The organism is Salinicola halophyticus, assembly GCF_003206695.1.
GTDB classification, from domain to species: Bacteria; Pseudomonadota; Gammaproteobacteria; order Pseudomonadales; family Halomonadaceae; genus Salinicola; species Salinicola halophyticus.
Genome location: NZ_PZJN01000007.1, coordinates 190,275 through 207,657 on the forward strand (window position 1 = coordinate 190,275; position 17,383 = coordinate 207,657).

Annotated in this window: 16 protein-coding genes; 6 read left to right on the plus strand and 10 right to left on the minus strand. The window is 63.8% G+C overall.

The genetic code is table 11. The features are described from left to right. Positions 1-7: 7 nt before the first annotated feature. The gene (locus DOM58_RS12170; protein WP_110693075.1) at positions 8-517 is read right to left on the minus strand and encodes a DUF6438 domain-containing protein; all 510 of its coding nucleotides are present in this window, start codon (positions 515-517) and stop codon (positions 8-10) included. A gap of 376 nt (positions 518-893) precedes the next feature. Here DOM58_RS12170 and mqo point away from each other — a divergent pair, with 376 nt between their 5' ends. Both mqo and acuI read left to right on the plus strand, forming a co-directional pair. Then, positions 894-2,501 (plus strand): malate dehydrogenase (quinone), encoded by a 1,608-nt coding sequence (gene mqo, locus DOM58_RS12175; protein WP_075560566.1) that lies wholly within the window; start codon positions 894-896, stop codon positions 2,499-2,501. Between the two features lie 113 nt (positions 2,502-2,614). Beyond that, entirely contained in the window at positions 2,615-3,616 is a 1,002-nt protein-coding gene (acuI, locus tag DOM58_RS12180; RefSeq protein WP_342588593.1) for an acrylyl-CoA reductase (NADPH), read from the plus strand. A gap of 49 nt (positions 3,617-3,665) precedes the next feature. Here acuI and ampC read toward each other — a convergent pair whose 3' ends face one another. The 5 genes from ampC to DOM58_RS12205 form a co-directional block, all read right to left on the minus strand. Next, the gene (gene ampC / locus DOM58_RS12185) at positions 3,666-4,853 is read right to left on the minus strand and encodes a class C beta-lactamase (protein WP_110693076.1); all 1,188 of its coding nucleotides are present in this window, start codon (positions 4,851-4,853) and stop codon (positions 3,666-3,668) included. Positions 4,854-4,961: 108 nt separating this feature from the next. Next, positions 4,962-7,304 carry a xanthine dehydrogenase family protein molybdopterin-binding subunit gene (locus tag DOM58_RS12190; protein WP_110693077.1) on the minus strand — a complete coding sequence of 781 codons (2,343 nt, stop codon included), beginning with the start codon at positions 7,302-7,304 and terminating at the stop codon, positions 4,962-4,964. Beyond that, the gene (locus tag DOM58_RS12195) at positions 7,301-8,302 is read right to left on the minus strand and encodes an FAD binding domain-containing protein (RefSeq protein WP_110693078.1); all 1,002 of its coding nucleotides are present in this window, start codon (positions 8,300-8,302) and stop codon (positions 7,301-7,303) included. Before DOM58_RS12195 ends, DOM58_RS12190 begins: the two co-directional genes overlap by 4 nt. Then, entirely contained in the window at positions 8,299-8,856 is a 558-nt protein-coding gene (locus tag DOM58_RS12200; protein ID WP_110693079.1) for a 2Fe-2S iron-sulfur cluster-binding protein, read from the minus strand. The genes DOM58_RS12195 and DOM58_RS12200 overlap by 4 nt, the downstream gene beginning before the upstream one ends. 31 nt (positions 8,857-8,887) lie before the next feature. Further along, complete coding sequence (locus DOM58_RS12205) at positions 8,888-9,559, minus strand: hypothetical protein (RefSeq protein ID WP_110693080.1); 672 nt, start codon at positions 9,557-9,559, stop codon at positions 8,888-8,890. Positions 9,560-9,685: 126 nt separating this feature from the next. Here DOM58_RS12205 and DOM58_RS12210 point away from each other — a divergent pair, with 126 nt between their 5' ends. Further along, positions 9,686-10,477, plus strand: a complete 792-nt coding sequence (locus tag DOM58_RS12210) for a helix-turn-helix transcriptional regulator (protein ID WP_110693081.1) — start codon at positions 9,686-9,688, stop codon at positions 10,475-10,477. Positions 10,478-10,584: 107 nt separating this feature from the next. Here DOM58_RS12210 and DOM58_RS12215 read toward each other — a convergent pair whose 3' ends face one another. The 3 genes from DOM58_RS12215 to DOM58_RS12225 all read right to left on the minus strand — a co-directional run bounded on the left by DOM58_RS12215 (position 10,585) and on the right by DOM58_RS12225 (position 13,494). After that, positions 10,585-12,192, minus strand: coding sequence for an inorganic phosphate transporter (locus DOM58_RS12215; protein WP_110693082.1), 1,608 nt, complete (start codon positions 12,190-12,192; stop codon positions 10,585-10,587). Positions 12,193-12,451: 259 nt separating this feature from the next. Further along, the gene (locus tag DOM58_RS12220) at positions 12,452-13,045 is read right to left on the minus strand and encodes an FMN-dependent NADH-azoreductase (protein WP_157957536.1); all 594 of its coding nucleotides are present in this window, start codon (positions 13,043-13,045) and stop codon (positions 12,452-12,454) included. Beyond that, entirely contained in the window at positions 13,042-13,494 is a 453-nt protein-coding gene (locus DOM58_RS12225) for a GNAT family N-acetyltransferase (RefSeq protein WP_110693084.1), read from the minus strand. The genes DOM58_RS12220 and DOM58_RS12225 overlap by 4 nt, the downstream gene beginning before the upstream one ends. Positions 13,495-13,583: 89 nt before the next feature. Between DOM58_RS12225 and pdxR the strand changes: the two genes are divergently transcribed. Together pdxR and DOM58_RS12235 are read left to right on the plus strand one after the other, a co-directional pair. Beyond that, positions 13,584-15,023, plus strand: a complete 1,440-nt coding sequence (gene pdxR, locus DOM58_RS12230) for a MocR-like pyridoxine biosynthesis transcription factor PdxR (RefSeq protein ID WP_110693085.1) — start codon at positions 13,584-13,586, stop codon at positions 15,021-15,023. Positions 15,024-15,152: 129 nt separating this feature from the next. Beyond that, positions 15,153-15,629, plus strand: coding sequence for a carboxymuconolactone decarboxylase family protein (locus DOM58_RS12235; protein WP_110693086.1), 477 nt, complete (start codon positions 15,153-15,155; stop codon positions 15,627-15,629). A gap of 80 nt (positions 15,630-15,709) precedes the next feature. Here the strand turns inward: DOM58_RS12235 and DOM58_RS12240 are convergent, their stop codons facing one another. Next, positions 15,710-16,282, minus strand: a complete 573-nt coding sequence (locus DOM58_RS12240; RefSeq protein ID WP_110693087.1) for a helix-turn-helix domain-containing protein — start codon at positions 16,280-16,282, stop codon at positions 15,710-15,712. Positions 16,283-16,379: 97 nt separating this feature from the next. Between DOM58_RS12240 and rhtA the strand changes: the two genes are divergently transcribed. Further along, positions 16,380-17,273 (plus strand): threonine/homoserine exporter RhtA, encoded by an 894-nt coding sequence (gene rhtA, locus DOM58_RS12245; RefSeq protein ID WP_245392253.1) that lies wholly within the window; start codon positions 16,380-16,382, stop codon positions 17,271-17,273. Positions 17,274-17,383 lie beyond the last annotated feature (110 nt).

The following is a 17,383-nucleotide window of genomic DNA, read 5'->3' on the forward strand; positions in this document are numbered from 1 at the left end:
CTCCGCCTCAACGCCCGACCCACGCCTCGATTCCCACCGTCTTGGGCACGGAACGAAGCACTTCCGTCAACCTCCGAGCGTCTTCCGAGTGGCAGCCGCTGTCATGGTTCAGCACGGCCTGTTCACCCTCACTGTTCGTCCAGGTCACCGTGTAGTGGGAAAGATCCGTCGCACGCGGGCCGCAGTCCGGCGTGTCGATTGTTGTTCCCATGGCTGGCTGCCACGAAGAAAGCTGGCGTTTGACAAGCGCAAAGCGCCCGGGATCGCTGACCCGTACCCGCTCGCCCTCGAGAGCCGTGAACTGCTCGCCATGGAAGCGGGTGGTGCCGTCCTCACTGAGGCCGACGCTGTAGACCGGGCACATGCCATGACACGGCCCGACCTGATAACGGATCTCGGTCACCGGCGAAGCGTTTGCTGTCGGCTCGCTGCCTGAGAGTGTTCGCTGCTGGCTGCATCCGGCGATCAGTAGCGCGACCCATGCCATCGCCAGACAGCAGGCGGTTTGTCGTGTCATGTCATTTCCCTCGGCGTTTCAATGGTGGCAGCCGGCTCGCTCGAAGCCGACCGAAGAAAGCAGCCGGCCCCCTATGGACGTCGCGAACGATTTGGACGTCTCGAACGATTCGAACGGCGCCTGGGCCCGCTTGAATGGCGGCTTTCTCTGCGACATCCTATCCTCTAACGGTAGCGAGCGCCGCGTACATCCATCGATGTTGTAAAAATCCGTCATTTCCTGACAGAACGATGATTTTGTTGAACAAAGAGACGTTTCCGACGTACACCGCCGTATCTGGCCTCTGTCATAATCATGGCACTAACGCCGCGACCTCATTAAACTGTCGCCCTAGTCGCGTTCGCGCCTGTCCGTATCCATCAGACAGAGAACCTTCATGAAATTGCGCCACGGCATGACATTCTGTTCCAGCCTGCAGACCCAGTCTGGAGCCGAATCCAGCGACACCCAAAACGTCGACGTCGTCCTCATCGGCGGCGGCACCATGAGTGCCACCTTGGGAACTCTGCTTCAGTCATTGCAGCCCGACTGGACCATCCACCTCTACGAGCGTCTGGACAAGGCCGCCGAAGAGAGCTCCAACGTCTGGAACAATGCCGGCACGGGGCATTCGGCGTTTGCCGAGATGAACTACACCTCGCCGCAACCCGATGGCAGCGTGGATATTCAGCGAGCCATCACCATTACCGAGCAGTTCGAGGTTTCACGTCAGTTCTGGGCAAGCCAGGTCCGTGAAGGCGTGCTGGCCAATCCGCGCTCCTTCATCAATACCGTTCCGCACTTGAGCTTCGTCTGGAGCGGCGAGCGCGTATCGTTTCTGAAGACGCGCTTTGAGGCGATGCGCCAGAATCCGCTCTATGCCGGGATGGACTATTCCGACGACCCGCAGAAGATTTCCGAGTGGATTCCGCTGGTCATGACCGGCCGCGATACGGATGAACCCGTGGCCGCGACCCGCATGCCGATCGGCACCGAGGTCAACTTCGGCGAGATTACCCGCCAGATGATGAACTCGCTGGCCCGCCGCGACAATTTCCACCTTTCCGTCAATACCCAGGTTCGCGATCTCGAGCGCAACCGGGACGGCAGCTGGAAAGTCACTGTGGCCAATACCAGCGACGGTGAAAACGAGCGCAGCGTCAACGCGCGGTTCGTGTTCATCGGCGCCGGGGGCGCGGCGCTGCCGCTACTGCAGAAGTCCGGTATTCCCGAAGCACGGCAATACGGCGGTTTCCCGGTCGGTGGGCAGTTCCTCTTCACGACCAACCCGGAAGTGGTCGCCAAGCACGACGCCAAGGTCTATGGCCTCGCGCCGGCCGGCTCGCCGCCGATGTCGGTGCCGCACATCGACAAGCGCATCCTCGATGGCACCCCGGCAATCATGTTCGGGCCGTTTGCCACCTTCTCGAGCAAGTTTCTCAAGAACGGCTCCTGGACCGATCTGATGCGCTCGGTGACGCCCAACAATCTGTGGCCGATGACCAAGGTCGGCATCAACAACATGGATCTGGTGCGTTATCTGATCAGCCAGCTGCGCATGTCCGAGAGCGGCCAGTTCAAGGAGCTCCAGAACTATTACCCGGAAGCTCAGCGTGACGACTGGAAACTTTGGACTGCCGGCCAGCGGGTGCAGACGATCAAGGATGTCGAAGGCAAGGGCGGCACTCTGCAGTTCGGTACCGAACTGGTGACCGGCGCGGAAGGCTCCATTGCCGCCTTGCTGGGCGCCTCGCCGGGTGCCTCCACCGCGCCCTCGATCATGCTCACGCTGCTGGAAAAGGTTTTTCCCGAGCAGATCGCAAGCCCCGAATGGCAAGCCAAGTTGAAGGCGATGATTCCTTCCTTCGGCAAGGCGCTATCCGACAATCCGCAGCTGCTGTACGACGCTCGTGCGATGTCGCGTGAACTGCTCGAGCTCACCGAACCGGATCTCACCACGACGCCTGCAGCGCCTAGCTCGGAACCGGAAACCAGCGGCAGCTGAGCGGGATCGATGGCTACCGCACAAACATGAACGCCCGCCTTGGTAGAAGCCAGGGCGGGCGTTCATGTTTGCTCTCGATGAATCAGGATTACGCCGAATAGAAGGACAACTCGATGTTCGATGCCATGTCGATGTTCAATGCCATTGTGGTGGAACAGGAAAACGGTCGAAGCAACGCCAGCCTCAAGCCGGTGAACGAAGCCTCGTTGCCGGCGGGAGACGTCCATATCCGCATCGAGTGGAGCACGCTCAACTACAAGGATGCGCTGGCAATTACCGGCAAGGGATCGATCGTGCGCCACTTCCCCATGGTGCCGGGCATCGATCTTGCCGGTGTCGTCGAGCACAGCGAGCATCCCGAATGGCGTGTCGGCGACCGGGTTCTGCTCAACGGCTGGGGTATCGGCGAGAGGCATTGGGGCGGGCTGGCGCAGCAGGCACGCGTCAACGGCGACTGGCTGACGCGAATGCCGGAAACGCTCGACTGCCGCCAGGCCATGGCCATCGGCACCGCCGGTTACACGGCGATGCTCAGTCTGCTGACACTTGAACGGCACGGCCTGACACCGGCGAGCGGCGAGGTGCTGGTAACCGGCGCCAACGGCGGCGTCGGCAGTTTCGCCATCACCCTGCTGGCACAGCGTGGCTACCGGGTGATCGCGGCCACCGGGCGGCCGCAGGAAGCCGCCTTCCTCGAACGCCTGGGTGCCGCCGAGATCATCGACCGCCAGAGTCTGTCGGAGCCGGGCAAGCCGCTGGCGAAAGCCCGCTGGGCCGCCGCCATCGATTCCGTGGGTAGCCACACCCTGGCCAACGTCTGCGCGCAGATTCAGCCGGACGGCCTGGTCGCCGCCTGCGGACTGGCGCAGGGCATGGACTTTCCCGCCAGCGTCGCGCCTTTCATTCTGCGTGGCGTGAGCCTGCTGGGCATCAACAGCGTCACCCGCCCCCGGGAAGAGCGGGAGCGGGCCTGGGCCAGACTGGCGCGGGATATCGACGCCGCCGTATTGGACGAGATTTCACGAGACATCGGCCTGAGCGACGCCATCGAGGCCGCCGATCAGCTTCTCGCCGGCCAGGTTCGGGGCAGACTCGTGGTCGACGTGAATCGTTGATTCTGCCGCCCCGTCCCGGAACGCTGATGAAGCCAGGCCGGGCGCCTACTCAGTGCCCGGCATCGCCGCCATCGATCACGTTCAGCTTCGACAGCATCTCGTAGGCTGCCTTCACGCGCGCATCGTTGGGATAGTTTTTGTTGGCCAGCATCACCAGTCCGGTCTGCTGGCCGGGTACGAGAACGACGTAGCCGCCGAAGCCGTTGGTGGAGCCGGTCTTGTTGATCCAGACGTCGTCCCGCGGCGCCTGAGCTTGCGATGACCGAGATGACTCGATCGCCTCGGCCTTATTGGGCTTCAGAATCATGTCGTAGCCGTTGCCCGCCAGCAGCGTATCCAGCGAGACCGGCAGCGGATACTGCTCCCAGATCAGATCCTGGGTCATGTCGCCGACCTGGAAATAACCGTGGCGCGTGGTGTCGATCGCCTGCTTCAGGTCGTCATCGATCTCGAGCAGACCGAGATTGGCCTGGACGAATCTGGCCAGATCGCCGGCGGTGGTCTTGATGCCGTAGGCCTCGTCATCGAGCACGCCGGGCGCCACGCGAATGGGCTGGCCATCCTTGCTTTCGCCCATGGCGTAATCGGCCATCTGGCTATCGGGAACGTCGTACCAGGTGTGCTGCAATCCCAGCGGATCCAGCACGTGCGCCCGCATCGCCGGCACGAACTCGCTGTCCAGGCTTGCCGCCGTCTCCACGCCGAGCAGACCGATACCCAGGTTGGAGTAGGTGCGCACCTCGCCGATCGCCTCGGTCGGCTGCCACTGACGGAACCAGCTCATCAGCGAGTCACGGTCCGTCACCTCATCGGGCACGAACAGCGGTAGACCGCCGGTGGTATGCGTGCCCAGATTGCGCCCGGTGATCTCGTCGAACGCGCTGCCCTCGAGCGTCGGCAGATAACGACTGACCGGCGCCTCGAGATCGAGCTTGCCCTCGACGGCGGCGAGCGCTGCCAGCGTGGCGGTGAACGTCTTGCTGAGCGAGCCGATCTCGAACAGCGTCTCGTCATCGACCGATGCCCCGCCATCACGGTCGGCGACGCCGTAATTCAGAATCTGCGTGCCCTGCGGACGCACCACCGCCACCGCCATGCCGGGAATGCTCTGCTGGCGCATCAGCGACTCGATGACCGGATCGACGGCACCGCGAACATCGCCGTCATCGCCCTCCGCCAACGCCAGACTCGATGAGCCCAGCAACAGCAACGACACTCCCAACGTGATTCCTTTCATGACGATTTCGATCCTCGGCAGTGCGCGCCGACGGGCATCGTCGGGCGCGGAAAACGATGCCGGCAATCATGCGCAAAAACCGGGCAAACCGAAACCGTCGTCGATCGGCTACAGCAGCTTGTCCAGCGTGATCGGCAGATCGCGAATGCGCTTGCCGCTGGCGTTGTAGACGGCATTGGCCACTGCCGCGCCGACGCCGGTAATGCCGATCTCGCCAATGCCGTGGGCGCCCATGGGCGTGTGCGGGTCGGGAATATCAGTCCACATCACCTCGATCTCCGGCACGTCCATCTGTACCGGGACGTGATAGTCGGCGAGGCTCGGGTTCATCACTCGGCCACTGCGCGGATCGAACAGCGTCTCTTCCATCAACGCCAGACCGAGACCCATGATCATGCCGCCGCGGAACTGGCTCGTCGCCGTCTTGGTGTTGAGAATCCGGCCGCAGTCGAACGACCCCAGCAGACGGCGTATGCGTACCTCGCCGGTCACCGAATTCACACCCGCCTCGCAGAAGATGGTGCCAAAGGAGTGCATCGACCAGTTGGCGAGCTCTTCCGACCCGGCGGCGTCCGCCTGCACAGAGAGTTCGCTCTGCCCGGCACGCGCCAGGATCTGCGCGTAGGTCTCGAAACGCGAGCCATTGCCGATGGCGCCCAGGCCTTCGTTCCGGCATTCGATCTCGTCCGGCGAGAGACCGGACAGCGGCGAATCCTGCCCCACCAGCGCCAGCAGTTCCGCGACCAGCGCCCGTTGCGCCGCGATCACCGCACCGCCGATCGCCGCCGTCTGCTGCGAGCCGCCCGCCAGCACGCTTCCGGCCAGATGCGAATCGCCATAGTGGAAAGCGATCTTCTCCACCGGCAACCCCAGCCGCGCGGCGGCGACCTGGGTCTGCACCGTCGCCGTGCCCATGCCCATCTCGTGCGCGGCGATGCCAACGGTCGCGCCGTCAGGCGTGAGCGTGATGCGTGCCGCCGCGCCGGGCATGCGGATATAGGGGTAGGTGGCCGTGGCGCATCCCAGGCCGATCTGCCATTCACCCTCGTGCCGGCTAGCGGGTGTCGCGCTGCGCTCGGACCAGCCAAAGCGCTCGGCGCCGCTGCGAGCCGCTTCCAGCAGGTGGCGCGAGGAGAACGCCAGTCCGCTGGTGGGATCACGCTCCGGCTCGTTACGGCGTCTGAGTTCCAGCGGATCCATGCCGAGCTGATCGGCGAGTTCGTCCAGCGCCGATTCCAGCGCGAAGGAGCCCACCGATTCGCCCGGCGCGCGCATGAAGGTATTGGCGAGCATCTGCATGTCCGCAACGTCGATCGACAGTCGGATATGGTCGGCTGCATACAGGCACTTGGTCGCCTGGAAGAATGGCTCCGGCAAGTTGTTGTGCTGCGTCATCGCAGCGATGCCGGAATGAATGAGCGCCTGCAGCCTGCCCTGCTCGTCCGCGCCGAGGGCCACCCGCTGTTCGGTGCAGGCCCGCCCGCCGACGACGCGATAGACGCCCTCGCGCGACAGCGCCAGCCGTACCGGGCGATCCGCGAGCTTCGCTGCCGCCGCGGCCAGAATCTGGTGCTGCCACAGCGCCTTGCCGCCGAAGCCACCACCCACGAACGGTGAAGTGATGTGAATCTGCGAGGTCTCGATGCCGAACACCTCGGCCAGCGACGCCACGGCCAGATCGACGCACTGGGAGGCATCGTGAATCCGCAGCGTTTCACCCTCGCGCCCACTCTCATCCCCATCTCCAGTCGTCCAGACCAGTGTCAGCGCATGAGGCTCGATGGCGTTGTGGTTGTGGCGCGGCGTGGTGTAAGTGGCATCGATTTGGTGTGCTGCCGCTTCGAACGCGGCGTCGGCATCGCCGACCGTGATCTCCGCCGGCCCGCCCAGCACGTTGTCCGGCCGACGCGCGTGGGTCTTCGCCAGCTCGAAATCGGTCATCGCCGGCTCCGCCGCGTAATCCACGCGAATGCTTTCGGCGGCGGCATCGGCCTGTTCCTGGGTCTCGGCCAGCACCAGCGCCACCGGCTGGCCGTTCCAGTGGACGCGATCGGTCTGCATGATCGGATGATCGTCGCCGGCGGCACCGTTGGGCGAGCGCAGGAACACCGGCGGCGTATTGAGTCGCGGCGCATTCTCGTGGGTCATCACCAATACCACGCCACCCATCGCCTCGGCTTCCCGCCGATCGATATTCAGGATCCGGCCGTTGGCGATGGCGCTGTAGACCAGCGCGGCGTAGACCATGCCCTCGAAGGTGAACTCGCCGGCAAAGCGCGCGCTACCGGTGACCTTCTCCGCCCCATCGACACGCGACAATGGCGCGCCGATTCCGATTCGCCCTTTCTCGCTCAGCGGATCCGGCCCGCCCTCCGGGCGCCAGTAATCGCCGGCCAGGGCGACGCCCGCCGGCTGGTTATCGCCCGATCGTTCTTTATCGAGAGCACTCATGCCTCACCTCCATTACGCGCATCGGCGATACGCCGCGACAGCTCCGCGATCAGCGTTCGTCGTGCCAGTTCGACCTTGAAGGCGTTGCCCGGCAGCGGCCGGGCCTCGGTCAGCTCGGCGTCGACGGCGGCGGCAATCGTCGCCTCGGTCGCCGGTTGGCCACGCAGCGCCGCTTCTACCCGCAACGCACGCCACGGCTTCGTCCCCACGCCGCCCAGTGCCAGGCGTACGTCCTGGATCGTTTCGCCGTCGAGTTCGACCATGGACGCCACCGACACTAGCGCAAAGGCGTAGCTGGCGCGGTCGCGCACCTTGCGATAATTCGAACGGGCCGCCATCGGCAGCGGCGGCAACTCGACCGCGACGATCAGCTCCTCGGGCTGCAGTTCGGTTTCGAGATCCGGCCGCTCGCCCGGCTCGCGATGGAGCTCGGTGATCGCCAGCTGCCTTTCCCCCTCGGGGCCGCGCAGATGAATGCGAGCGTCGAGCGCCGCGAGCGCCACCGCCATGTCGGAGGGATGCGTGGCAATGCAGGATGGCGACGTACCCAGGATGGCGTGATAGCGATGGAAACCCTCGAGCGCATCGCAGCCCGCGCCCGGCTCGCGCTTGTTGCAGCGGGCCGCCACGTCGTAGAAGTAGGCGCAGCGCGTGCGCTGCAGCAGGTTGCCGCCGACGGTCGCCATGTTGCGAATCTGCGCGCTGGCGCCGCTCAGAATCGCGCGGGCCAGTACCGGATAGCGGCTGCGCACGCGAGCATCGCCGGCCAACGCCGAATTGGTGACGGCAGCGCCGATGATGAGGCCGCCTTCGGCGGTCTCGTCGATATCGCGGGAGAGTCGCGTCACGTCGATCAGGGCCTGCGGACGCTCGACGGTCTCGCGCATCAGATCGACCAGATTGGTGCCGCCGCCCAGATATTTCGCTCGCCGGGAGCGCACGGCCTGCTCGATCGCCTGTTCGCTGTCAGCGACCTGCTGATAATCGAAGGCGTTCATCGCGCTATCTCCTCACCCAGCTCCTCATCCAGCTCCTCACCCAGCTCCTCACCCAGCTCCTTGGCGAGCCCGGCGGCAATCGCGTCGGCGATGCCGTTGTAGGCGCCGCAGCGACAGAGATTGCCGCTCATCCGCTCGCGCAGCTCGTCGCGATTCCATTCGATCCCGTTCGCCGCCAGGTCGGCCGTGACGGCGCTGGGATGGTCACGCTCGAGTTCGCCGATCATGCCCACCGCCGAGCAGAGCTGGCCCGGCGTGCAGTAACCGCACTGGAAGCCGTCGTGTTCGATGAACGCCGCCTGCACCGGATGCAGCGTACCGTTCTCGGCCAACCCTTCGACCGTGGTGATCGTACGGCCCTGATACTGAACCGCCAGCGCCAGACAGGCGTTGATGCGTTCACCGTCGACCAGCACGGTGCAGGCGCCACAGGCGCCCTGGTTGCAGCCCTTCTTTGTGCCGCTGAGCTGGAACTGCTCGCGGAGCAGATCGAGCAGTGACGTTCGGAAATCCACCTCGGCCTCCCGAACCTGGCCATTGATCGTCCATTGCATATCGAGCCTCGGGTCACGGTTGCGTTTATCGTTATGAACCAACTTCGAGCTTAGACCTCTTCGATGAGCGAGAAAGGGCGACACTCACCCGACTGTTCGCGGCGTCCGCGGGGGTGCGGATATTCACTCCCTCCTCGGCATATCCATCGATTTCGTCGTCCAGGCGCCTGACCAGATCCGTCATCACCCTGTTTCCGATGCGCTCGGTCATGGTGGCGGCCAGCGAGACGGACTCGAGCCGAATCCCGGCGCTTTCCGCCCATGGGCCGAGATGCCTGACCCCGCAGGCCGCACGCTCGGCATCGCCCGTGTGGAACACCACCACGCGCCCGGTTCGAGAGCGCTCGAGCAAGGGCGACAGCAGCAAAAGCGGTGCCAACAGATGAAAGCGAAACGGAAGGCTGCGACGCACGAGCGGTGATTCCGGCGCGGGTTCACTCGAGCGTGGATCGGCATCCAGGATCAGCAGATCGAGTCGCCCATGGATCGCCGCGATATGGTCCGCCACGCGTTGCAGCGCGCCGGCGCCGTCCAGAAGCAGCATTTCCGGCGGGATGTATTCCGTTGTCTTCAGTGGGGTTTCTGACATGGCCTCCACCACGTCGGTCGCCGCCGTGTTTTCGGGGGGCTCGAATGGGACTACGCCCAGCTCGGCCCGGCCATCAGAGCCGATGATCAGCGTGATGCGCGGATAGCAGGTCATCCAGAATCTCCGATCCGTCGTCCGATTGATTTCCAATCCCTGTCGAAAACCCTAATATGTCCGCTGATCCTACATAATCCCCGACGTTATCCTACGTTTACCAATGACAGGTTAAAGCGACGCTGCATGTCTTCCTCCGCTTCAAACGCGCCCTCACTGGGCGAATTCCTGCGCACCCGACGCGCCGCCGTCACGCCGGAATTGGCGGGACTTCCGCCGGGTCGTCGGCGGCGCACGCCCGGCCTTCGCCGCGAAGAGGTCGCCACTCGCGCCAGCATGGGCACGGCCTGGTACACCGCACTGGAACAGGGGCGCAACGTTCAGCCTTCCGATCAGGCGCTGGCCTGTCTCGCGCGCGCCCTGCTGATGACCGAAACCGAGCGCGAACACCTCTATGCGCTGGCGGGGCGGCCGGCACCGCCGCGCGCCATCGACAATGGCTCGACGATCAACCCGATCCTTCAGCGTCTGCTGGACCGAATGGAGCCGGACCCGGCCTACGTCATGGACGCCTACTGGGAAGTGATCGCCTGGAACCAGGCCGCGGCGCAGCTCTTCGATATCGAGCGCACTGGTGATAAGCATCCGCGCAACAAGCTCTGGTGGGTCTTTACCCAGAAGCGCATCGAAACGCACGAGGCCGACTGGCTTAGATCCGCCCGCACGCTGGTGTCGATCTTTCGTAGTCAGGCCACGCGTTACGCCGGCGATCCGCGCATGCGCCAGTTGATCGACGACCTGCTCGAGGCGAGCGACGTCTTTCGCGAACTCTGGGCCGAACAGGACGTGCTCGACCTTGGCAGTGGTCGCAAGTCGATGCAGCTGCCGGATGGCAGCAACCGGGAGTTCGATTATCTGCCGCTCAGGATTCCCGATCTGCCCGGCGCCTGCCTGATGATCTATCTGGGGGTGGAGTGAGCGCTCGATCGAGGCGCGAGGCTTTCACGATACCGATGCACGCTCTCGGCGAGTCAGAAAGTGAGTTGCTGGCTCGCCGATTCGACTCCGAACGTCTGTTGAAGCGATCAAAGCACGGTTCTCAGTATCAGAAAGGCGATCGCTGCCATCAGCGCTGCGGCCGGCAGCGTGATGATCCAGGCCAGGGCAATGGGCCGCATCAGTGCCCAGTTGGTCTGACGGTTGACCATGCCGATGCCGAGCACGGCGCCAATCAGAATGTGGGTGCTGGAAACCGGCAGGCCCAGCATCGAGGCGAGCATCACCACGGCGGCGGCGGCGAGCTCCGCGGAAAAACCGGACGCCGGGTGCATCTTGGTCAGATTCTCGCCGACGGTCTTGATCACTTCCTTGCCGATGAACCAGAGCCCGACGATCAACGCCACACCGAAGGTCAGCATCGCCAGTGGGGGGATCGTGGCTTCGTCGGCGATCGCTCCGGTTCGCAGCACATCGAGAATCGCTACGAACGGACCAATGGCGTTGGCGATATCGTTGGAGCCATGGCTGAAGGCGAAGCCGGAGGCGGTGAATACCTGCATCCAGCTGAACATCAGGAAGGTCGAGCGATCCAGCGACTCGCCCTTGAGAGTCTTGGCGAAGATGAAGGTGGCCATCCACACCACGGCGCCGATCATTCCCATGATCAGGTAATTATCGAGCGTGCTCAGGCCAAGCTGCATGTTCTTCAGACCCTTGAACAGCAGCATTGCCGAGATGATCATGGCGCCCAGCGCGGCCACCATGGGCACCCAGCTCTCCAGCGCGCGATGGGAGTGGATCTGGCGCCGCTTCTCGTCGATCTGGTGCAGGTCGCGGTAGTACTCGGACTCCAGATCCTCCGTCCCGTAATCGCCCTCGTTCACCGTCTGCATGTCTCGCGCCATCGCGTGGGTGTAAGCGATCTGTTGAATTTCCGAAAGCCGTTCGAAGCGCGCTTTATGCTCACGTTTATGCTGCCGTTTCTCTTCGCGAACCGCGGTGAGTTCGCTCTTGGCCATTTCGTTGTAAGAGAGGATGTGCTTCTTGATCTGGGAGTAGAGCAGGTAGGCGACCACGCCACCCAGTAGTGGCGACAGCACCCAGGAAATCGCGATCTGACCGATCTGCCCCCATTGGACCAGGTCCAGCGCGGAGTCGCTGCCGTTGATCAGGACGCCAAGCGTGATCGAGCTGCCGACGATCGCGCCGACGATGGAGTGTGTGGTCGAAACCGGATACCCCTTGCGCGACGCGAAGAGCAGCCAGATTGCCGCGGCAATCAGCGCCGACATCATGATGTAGACGAAGTCGAGAGGCGCTACCTGGATACCACCGAGATCGACGATCCCGCCACGAATGGTCGAGGTCACCTCGCCGCCAGCGATGACCGCGCCGCTGACCTCGAAGATCGCCGCCACGAACAGCGCCTGCCTGATGGTCAGCGTGCCGGCGCCGACGCTGGTGCCGAATGAATTGGCGACGTCGTTGCCGCCGATATTGAACGCCATGAATACGCCAAACAACGTGGCCAGCACGAACAAAAGCGTATTGTCGCCGCGAATGTAGCCCAGCCCCCATACGAGGAAATAACCCGTCGTGGCGACAAGCAGAACGCCGAAAAAGAGACTTGTCCGCAATCCCCCTCCGGAATCACCGAGTATCGTCGGATTACCGCTGGCTGCCGGATTGGCCATGCTCGCTTCCTCCCCTTCTCCGCTGAATGAAGATGGATCAGGCCGTGATTGGTGGCTGATTCCTCGGCAGATTGGCGCATGAGCGTGACAGAAAGGTGACGCAAGGCCGGCCAGGATCGACGATCACTCTGAACGCCCTGATGGCGCCGGAGATCCGCAATGCTAACCTCTCGGGCGAGCTAGGCTGACAGTTCTCGACGGAGCAAGCCTTGTCGCTGCGGGTCGCGAAGGGCGATGTCGACGCATCGGCCGGGCGCCGTCAGTACCAAGCGTCGCCCAACACGGCGACCGCCTCTGCGATCCTCGTTTCGGGAGCGGCGCGTCGGCTGACCAGGCCTTCCAGATACACGAATTCCGGCGCTCGAATGCCTAGCGTACTCAGCACGGCGTCGAGATGCGGGGTGAGAAAATTGGGCTGTTTCGACTCTCCGGTGCGGTGAAAGCCGCCGGAACTGACGATGACGAGCGTCGGCCGGTCCGCCAGCAGGCCAACCTTGCCCTGCGGAGCCGGCGCGAAGGTTCGATGGATGCGCAGTACGTAATCGACCCAGAGCTTCAGCGCCGCTGGCATGCCGAAATTATGCATGGGGGTCGCGATGATCAGCCGGTCGGTGGATTCGAGCTCTTCGATCAGGCGTTCGGATAACTCAAGCGTCGCGCTCGAGCGAGGCAAGGGATCGCGCAGCGTCAGCGCCCGGACGTAGTCCACCGTCAACGGCGCCAGCGGCTCGGCGGCGAGATCCCGTACCAGCAGGTCGCCTCCCTTTCGCGCCGCGATCTTCCGCGCTAGGCGGTTCCCCAAGGCCTCTTCGCGGTGCGGGCTGGCGGTCACGAGCAGTGTGGGTATCGTCACAATGCCATCTCCTCGACGCTCAAGGCTTCCACGAAGTGCATGCCTCGGGAAAGCAGGCCCTGCCGAAAGTAGAAGCGCTGTGCCAGCGCCATGCCCAGCCCGGTATCCAGCACCAGATGACGACACGACATGGCTCTCGCTTGCTCGCGCACGGCCGCGATCAACCGGGCACCCAAACCGTGACGTCGGCCTGCTGCGCTGACGACGAGGTCGTCGACATAGACGAAGCGGCCATACAGCAGGTTTTCGGTCAAGCGATAGCCCGCCAGTCCGACGACCCGATTCTCCTTCCACGCCGCCAACAGCCGATACCCCATGGCCATCTGGCGCATGATCTGGCTGACGAAGGTCTGCGGTGCGTCGAGATGCGGGCGAAGCTCACGCATGACATCGAAGCAGCGCAGACACTCCTGCTCCGTGGTCACCGGTAATAGTCGAACGGTCGTCATCGGACATCCTCCTGGTGGAGCAGCCAGGGTAGAATCGGACAGACCCGCTTGGCAGCGCCAAGACGTCTTCGATCTTCTGGGACATCGGCATGTCCAATACGCAACTTCGGCTCGACCGCACGCAAAACGTGCCGATCTACCGGCAGCTCTATCAGCGCCTGCGCGAAGCGATGGCGGACGGGCGCCTGCCACCCGGCAAACGGGTGCCCTCGGTACGCAGTCTCGCCAGCGAGCTGAACCTGTCGCGCGGGACGGTCGAGCTGGCTTATCAGCTGCTGGTCAGCGAAGGGTATTTTCTGCCGCGAGGTCCGGCAGGAACGATCGTCTCGCCACACCTGCCCGAGTCCACGAAACCGGCGGCGACACCGGAGACGGCGACCGGACAGGAACCAAAGCCTGGTCTTGCACCTCCGCTACCGTTCCAATTGGGGCTTCCGGCGCTGGACGCTTTCCCCAACAAGTTGTGGACACGCCTGACCCATCGCCGACTGAGAGCCCAGACCAGCGCCGAACTCAACTACCCGCCGCCGACGGGCCACCCGGCGCTGAAGCGCGCCCTGGTGACCTATCTTGGCGTATCGCGCGGCATCGCCTGCCAGCCCGAACAGATTTTCATCACCGACAGCTACCGGGACAGTCTGGGTCTGATCTGTCGGGCGCTGCTGAAATCCGGCGACAGCGGATGGTTCGAGGAGCCGGGCTATCTGATGGCGCGAGAACGACTGCTGAACGAGGGGATGCACCTGACGCCGGTGGGCGTCGACGCCGAAGGATTGAACGTCGAAGAGGGATTGAACGTCGAAGAGGGATTGAACGTCGAAGACGAATCCCGCGCCACCAGCGCCCGCTTCGCCGTCGTCACGCCCACTCACCAGAGCCCCACTGGCGTGACGATGACGCTGGCCCGGCGCCAGGCCCTATTGGCGTGGGCAAGTCGTGAAAACGCCTGGATCATCGAGGACGACTACGATAGCGAATATCGCTACCACGGCCATCCCGTACCGGCACTGAAGAGTCTCGATCACGATGACCGCGTGCTCTATGCCGGCACTTTCAGCAAGGTTCTGTTTCCCGCCATCAAACTGGCCTACCTGGTGGTGCCACTCTCTCAGGTCGCGATCTTTCAGCAAGCGATGCAGCGCCTGGGCCATGGCTGCCCGACGCTGAGCCAGGCGGTCGTCACGGATTTCATCGAAGAAGGGCACTTCGCCCGCCATCTCAAGCGGATGCGGGCGCTCTACAAAGTCCGTCGGGAACACCTTCGCCAGGCGCTGGAGCATCACCTGGGCGATCGCATCCGTATCGATCTTCAGGCCGGCGGAATGCACCTGCTGGTCAGGCTAGCCGACGATATCGATGACGTGGCGATCGCGAGCCGGGCCGCCAGCGCCGGGCTGGGTGGGCACGCGCTGTCCGCGTGGACCCTGACACCGACACGACAGTCCGGGATGCTGCTGAGCTTCACTAACGTCATCGATGCCGATCATGCCCACGCTCTGGCCGCTAGGCTGGCCACGCTCCTGGAGTGAAACGGCGCGAGCCGTCCTGCCATGGCCCAGAAATCGCCACCGTTCTTGGCTCTGTGGGAATGCCTTCCCGCCTTTCATCCTGTCTCGGTACTCAAATTTCAACTCCCACGATCCAGACAGGTAAGCGACATGAAAGCCCGAGTGAATTACTACCAGACCTCTCCCCAGGCCGCGCAGAAGTACATCGATTTCAACATGGCGCTGGCGCAGAGCGAGGTGATCAAAGAGATCAAGCATCTGGTGACGCTGCGAGCGTCCCAGCTCAACGGCTGCGCCTTCTGCGTCGACATGCACGTCAAGGAGGCGAAAATCGACGGCGAACGCGAGCTGCGACTTCACCATGTCGCTATCTGGCGAGAATCGACACTATTCACCCCGCGCGAACGTGCTGCCCTTGCCTGGACGGAAACGTTGACTCGGCTGCCCGAGCACGGGGTAGATGATGGCCTCTACGACAAAGCCCGCAGTCATTTCTCCGAAGCGGAACTTTCGGACCTGACCTTCCTGATCGTCGCCATCAACGGCTGGAATCGACTCAGCGTGGCGTTTCAGGCGATCCCCGGCTCTGCCGACAAGGCGTTCGGACTGGACAAGGCCGGGCTGTAGAGTCGGTATCGCCCGGGCTCGTAGCTCGTAGCTCGTAGCTCGTAGCTCGTAGCTCGTAGCTCGTAGCTCGTAGCTCGGCTTCAGTGCACCACGTTGCGGATGAAGCGCAGCCGGCCCGCCCCGTCGTTGCGATAACGATAGGGCTGGTCGCTGGGGTAGACATGGAAGTCGCCGGCTTCGATCGTCAGCTCGCGTTCGCCGAGGGTCAGGATCAGCGTTCCCTCGATTACCACCAGCATCTCGTGCCAGCCGTTATCATCGGCGGCCGACTCGTAGACCTCCCCCGGCTCGAGCGACCACGACCATAGCTCGACCTCCTGCCGCGCCGGTTTGCTCGCCAGCAGTCGAGCGCGACTGTCGGGATGCTTTCCCACCCAGGCAACCTCGTCGATACGCGCCGAATCTTCGCTATCGGGCGGCTGCACCAACGCATAGAACAGCACCCCCAACGCTTCGGCCAGACGATCGAGCGTGCTCAGGCTGACGTTGACGTCGCCCTTTTCGATATTGACCAGCATGCGTCGACTCACACCGGCCTGATCCGCCAGCGCCTGCTGACTCAGCCCTGCGGCCTGGCGCCGACGTCTCACATTGGCAGCCACGTGGACCAGTACGTCGGGACGCTCGTTAGCCTTGTGCAATATATTGCCCATCCGTACAATCGCGGCTCTCGTCGAATGCCATCGGCCGCCGGCATGGCACCGTGGCAATGTCTGGCGAGCCATCATGCCGCACACTTTCGGAGGTGTCATGTCAGTCGCCATGCGCGAATTGCTTGCCAGGATCTGGCCGGTGGCCATGCTGGTGGTGGCAATGTGTTCGATCCAGAGCGGCGCCTCCATCGCCAAGTCGCTGTTTCCGGTCATCGGCGCCACCGGTACGACCTCGATTCGCCTGATCTTCGCCGCGCTGATACTGCTGATCGTCATGCGCCCCTGGCGCCAGCCGCTGAGCCGTCGGGCGTGGAAATCGACGCTGATCTACGGCGTCGCCCTCGGGATCATGAACCTGCTGTTCTATCAGGCGCTGCAGACCCTGCCGCTGGGGATTGCGGTGGCGCTCGAGTTCACTGGCCCGCTGGCGGTGGCGATGCTGTCGTCGCGACGCTGGCTGGATCTGGTGTGGGTGGCTCTCGCCGTGATCGGCCTGGCCTGCCTGCTGCTGCTGGGCGATGATCGCAGCGGCCCGGTCGATCCTTACGGCGCGGCCTGTGCGCTCGGCGCCGGGGTGTGCTGGGCGCTTTATATCCTGTTCGGACAGAAGGCCGGCGCCATCAACGGCGCCCAGAGCGCCACGCTTGGCGTCACCATCGCCGCCGTCGTCATCGCTCCGGTGGGCCTGCTCGATGTGGGCACGGCGATGTTCGCGCCGGAGGTGCTGCCCTACGCGCTGGCGGTGGCGGTTCTCTCCACCGCGCTGCCCTACACGCTCGAGATGATCGCGATGCCGCGGCTGCCGACGCAGACCTTCGGCACGCTGATGAGCCTGGAACCGGCGATCGGTGCACTGTCGGGGCTGCTGTTCCTGGGCCAGCTATTGAGCACCCTGCAATGGCTGGCCATCGGGCTAGTGATCGCCGCCTCGATCGGCACCACGCTGACGATCCGGCGCCGGGATACGTTCGAGACACCGGTCCCGGACTGAACATCCCGCTAGAGGCGCCTTTGATGCCTGCCGGTGCACGAACGTTACAGACTGCACGAACGTTCCAGACATGAACCTCGCCCTCTGGCATGCTGAACGGATCGGGCGTT